This window comes from Acetobacterium sp. (assembly GCF_041752335.1).
GTDB lineage: Bacteria > Bacillota > Clostridia > Eubacteriales > Eubacteriaceae > Acetobacterium.
Genome location: NZ_JBGSHG010000019.1, coordinates 1 through 4,654, shown reverse-complemented (window position 1 = coordinate 4,654; position 4,654 = coordinate 1). Strand labels below are relative to the sequence as shown.

The window sequence follows — 4,654 nt, the reverse complement described above, 5'->3', positions numbered from 1 at the left end:
CGGCTATGGCCCTTTCCCGGGAACACTCATGATCCGGCTTGATGCCGTTGGCATAGAGGGCGGAGGAGTACATCCCACCGTGATTTTTAAACGGCGTGAGAATGTAATAACGTTGGTCGATCAATTCGAAAGTGGTCGCATCGGCAATGACTATCCCCACCGACATCACTTCATCACCCCAAGTTGTTTCTGTATCAATGACAGCGAATTTGCTCATGGTTTGTTCCTTTTCTTACTTTCAATTTTTTATGGGTATCGTTGAGACTGTCGATGAAATCTCGAAATTCATTCGGTTATTAGTCAGAACTAATCCTTTATGACAATGATGTTTTCTAATTAGTTCTACGAAAGGCTTTTTATGAGGGACAGATCCAGCCCGCGGCATAAAACTCGCTCACTGCTACAATCAAGTCTCCACCCGATATACTGCTTTCTCCTCGGCCACCTTATCATACCAGAACCCTTCCGCCACCACATTGCCGCACATTTTCTCGGCCTGGCGCATGACGATTTTCAGGGCCTGATCGGCCTGTTCCGGGGGATATTTATAATACCGAAGCAGCCGTTTGATGATTTTTCGCATACTGGCCTGGGCACTTTTGCGGACGCTCCAGTCGATGGTGATGTTGTTGCGAATGGCAATGGTCAGCTCCTGGGCAATGGTCTTCAGGGTTTCATCTTCCATAAACTCCCGGACAATTTCGTCGGCGGTTAAGGCATCATAGAAGGCGATCTCATCCTCGCTGAGGCCCAGCTTAGCTTCTGCCGCTTTCATCTGCCGAATCTCATGGGCCATGCGGATCAGTTCTTCAATCACTTCCGCATTGGTAATGGCCTGATTCCGATATTTGTTCAGGGCCTTCTGGAGTTTTTCCGAAAACTTCTCAGATTTTACCAGATTGCTGCGCTCCATTCCCTTGATATTGCCTTCTAATAGTTTTTTCAGCATTTCGACCGCCAGATTGCGTTCCTTCATCGCCCGTACTTCCTCTAAAAATTCCTCGGAAAGAATGGAAATATCCGGTCGTTTAATCCCCATGGCGTCAAATACATCAATGACGTCTTCAGAAATAATGGACCGTTCCAAAAGTTGATGCAGCCGGGCTTCGACCTCCCGTTTCGATAGCGGCGGAGCAACGCCTTCGCTGTCACTGAGCTTGACCAGACTGGCTTTCACTGCTTTAAAATAACTGACTTCAAAAGCCCGGGCTTTGCCGACCTCTGTCGCCGCACAGAGCGAATGGGACTTGGCCAGTTCAATGGTGATTTTCTTGAATTCCTTCTGATCCGCCACCGATTTACCCAGGACAAAATCCATGCCACCGGTAATGGCCCGGAGCCGCTGGACCTTGGACTCGCCAAAATAGCCGGAATAATCATAGCCGTGCAGCATATCCTTGAGGACTTCCAGTTTTTCGGTCATGATGGCAATGGCCACATTCACATCGATTCCGGTATTGTTGCGGTCGCTGTTGGTATATTGATTCAGGGCTTTTTTCAGACTTTCCAAAATCCCCAGATAATCCACCACCACCCCGCCGGATTTTTCCTTAAAGACCCGGTTCACCCGGGCAATTGCCTGCATCAGCCCATGCCCCTGCATCGGCTTGTCGATGTACATCGTATGCAGGGATGGCACATCAAAGCCGGTCAGCCACATATCCCGGACCAGCACAATCGAAAGTTCATCGTTGTTGTCTTTCATCCGTTTCGCCAGAGTATCGCGACGCTGTTTGCCGCCGATATGTTGCTGAAGTTTTTGACTGTCAGCAGCGCTGCCGGTCATCACTACTTTGATTTTGCCCTGGTTGACATCCGCGCTGTGCCAGTCCGGCCGTAAGGCCACCATGGCATCGTAGAGTTCAGCACAGATCCGCCGGCTCATGCACACCACCATCGCTTTTCCGGCAATGGCCTTTGATTTTTCTTCATAGTGAGTGATGATGTCTTCGGCCAGTTTTTTGATCCGATTAGGCGACCCCACCACGGCTTCCAGCCGCGACCAGGTGGCTTTATTCTTGTCCCGCTCGGTGTCTTCCTGGCCCTCGGTAATATCCTCGAAGGCTTCATCAATTTTAAGCAGCTCGGTCTCCACTGTATCCAGTTTGATAATCCGGTTTTCGTAATAAATCCGGACCGTCGCTTCATCCTCCACCGCCTGGGTCATGTCGTAGGTATCGATGCACTCGCCAAACACCGAGGTGGTGGAACGGTCATCCAAATCGATGGGGGTTCCGGTAAAGCCGATGAACGAGGCGTTGGGCAGGGCGTCCCGTAGATACTTGGCATAGCCGTATTTGACCACCCCGGACTTGAGATCGGTTTTGGCCTCCAGGCCGTACTGACTGCGGTGGGCCTCATCGGCAATGATGATGACATTTTTGCGATCCGTCAGCACCGGCATTTCGCCGGACTCCGGGGTAAACTTCTGGATCGTGGTAAAAATAATTCCCCCAGCTTCCCGGTCATTGAGTAGTTCGTAAAGGCCGTTGATGGCCACCCCATTGCTGCCGTTGTGCTGGGCTTGCTGGCTGGCAGTCAGCTTGCGGGTGTGGGCCTGTTTGGGGGTCTGGCGGAGAATATCCCGGGATTTGGAAAAGGTGGCAAACAGCTGCTCATCCAGATCGTTGCGGTCGGTAATCACCACAATGGTGGGGTTGTTCAGTTCCCGGACCAGCGCGGCGGTATAAAAAACCATCGAAAAACTTTTCCCGGAGCCCTGGGTATGCCAGATCACTCCGATTTTGCGGTCGCCGTCTTCGCCGACGGCTTCCCGGGTTTTTTCCACCGCTTTCTGGACCGCAAAGTATTGGTGATAGGCCCCCAGAATCTTGATAATCGCTTTTTTATCCCCCAGTTTCTGACCGTTTTTATCGGTATCCGATTGCTGGGATTCCTGAAACAGGATAAAATGACGGATGATATCCAGCAGCCGTTGAGGTTTTAACATCCCCTGAAACAGCACCTCATACTGGGGATTGGCTTTGGGCTCGATGACTACCCCATCGACGGTACGCCAGTTCATAAACCGTTCCTCGTTGGAGGTCAGGGTTCCCGCCTTGGCATTGATGCCGTCGGAAAGAATGCAAAAAGCATTGTGGACAAAGAGCGAGGGCAGATCCTTTTGATAGGTCTGGATCTGATTATAGGCGCTGGTGATGCCGACGTTTTCATCGCTGGCCGATTTCAGCTCCACCACAATCAGGGGCAGGCCATTGATAAACAAAATCAGATCCGGCCGGCGTTCCTCATGTTCGACAATGGTAAACTGGTTCACCACCAGAAAATCATTGGCCTCGGGCTGGTCATAATTGATGACAAAGGCCCGCTTGGTTCGGATATGGCCCTTTTCGTTAAAAGAGACCTCAATCCCCTCGGTTAAGAGCCGATGGAAATGGCGGTTGTTTTCCACCAGCATCGGGCTGTTAAGGGTGATGATCTGGCGGTAGGCCTCGTCCAGGGCTTCCGGGGGTAAATCCCGGTTGAAGCGAAAAAGTGCATCACGGAGCCGCTCTTTGAGGATGACTTCGCGGTGATCCTGTCGCTCCGGGAGCTCGCCCCCCGGGGAAATATCTGGGCCAAAGGCATAGGTGTAGCCCAGAGTGGTGAGTATTTCAATGGCGGCCTCTTCCAGAAAGGCCTCGGTGAAGGTTTCTGATAAACTCATAGTGTCTCCCTCTTTTTGTTAACGGTATTTCATAATCTCCGGCTTGGCTAATTGATTGACTATTTTTTCAAATATTCAACGATTAATTTTCATTCGCTTTTCAATCGCTCATTAATCGCTCATCAATCGCTCAATATTCGCTCATCATTGAAATCAATTCTTTACAAAGATGACTTTTACTGACTATGGGGGTGAACAATACCACGGACCCCATGTGTACCCCTATGAAAAATACTTCTGTTTGGGGCTGGTCGGTTTGTCAGGAATGGTCAGTTTGAGCAGGCCGCCTTTGATTAGCGGGTTGAGAATGTTTTTTCTGAAATGATCTCGGTTGTTAAACTTCAAATATTTCTGTATTTCACTTCGGGTTCGGGGTATTTTGCAATATTCCAGCAATCTAGAAATTTCTTCATCTGTTTGCATGGTAGCTTGAGGTACAGCTTGCATGGTGGCTTGCATGGTGGCCTGGTCACTGGCTTGCATGGTCAAAGGTATGATCCTTCGGTACCGGCCGATAAACCATAAGTTGGTGTCGGTGCACATTTCCCTTCCTGACACCGGTATCGTAGTTCCATTTTTGATCAAAATTGGAACTATGGCTTTTTATCGTTCCAATTATTATCTTTTTTAGAACGATAGCTTTATTCATGTTATATCGATTGAACGCTTCTGCTGACTTTAGAACATACAATGTTTCACCTGCAACAAATATTAAACCCGAAAAATATCAGGCCGCCTTTGAGGAACTGGCCAAATGAAGCGACTAAACCGTCAGCAAGATTTGCTTTTAATTGCATTAAAAAAATGTAACAAGCAGAAATCGACTCAGAGACACAAAATCTCCGTCCGGGAGCAGTGAAAAAGTCATGTTTATTTGATGTATTCTCAAAATCTGAGAGAATTATTTTTAGAAAACGAAATTAATTCTAAATACGACAAATAGTTCACAGAAACAAGAAGATTTAGCGGTCATGATGGCCGCTATTC

The 4,654-nt window shown here is 48.7% G+C and carries 2 protein-coding genes and 1 pseudogene; all 3 read right to left on the bottom strand.

Features of this window, described 5'->3' with window-relative positions:
- Positions 1-217, bottom strand: a pseudogene (locus ACEW8F_RS03105) (hypothetical protein); the annotation flags it as partial.
- Between the two features lie 189 nt (positions 218-406).
- Complete coding sequence (locus tag ACEW8F_RS03100) at positions 407-3,667, bottom strand: type I restriction endonuclease subunit R (protein WP_373482011.1); 3,261 nt, start codon at positions 3,665-3,667, stop codon at positions 407-409.
- A gap of 222 nt (positions 3,668-3,889) precedes the next feature.
- Positions 3,890-4,210: a Fic family protein gene (locus ACEW8F_RS03095; protein ID WP_373482010.1), complete on the bottom strand. Its 321-nt coding sequence runs from the start codon at positions 4,208-4,210 to the stop codon at positions 3,890-3,892.
- Positions 4,211-4,654 lie beyond the last annotated feature (444 nt).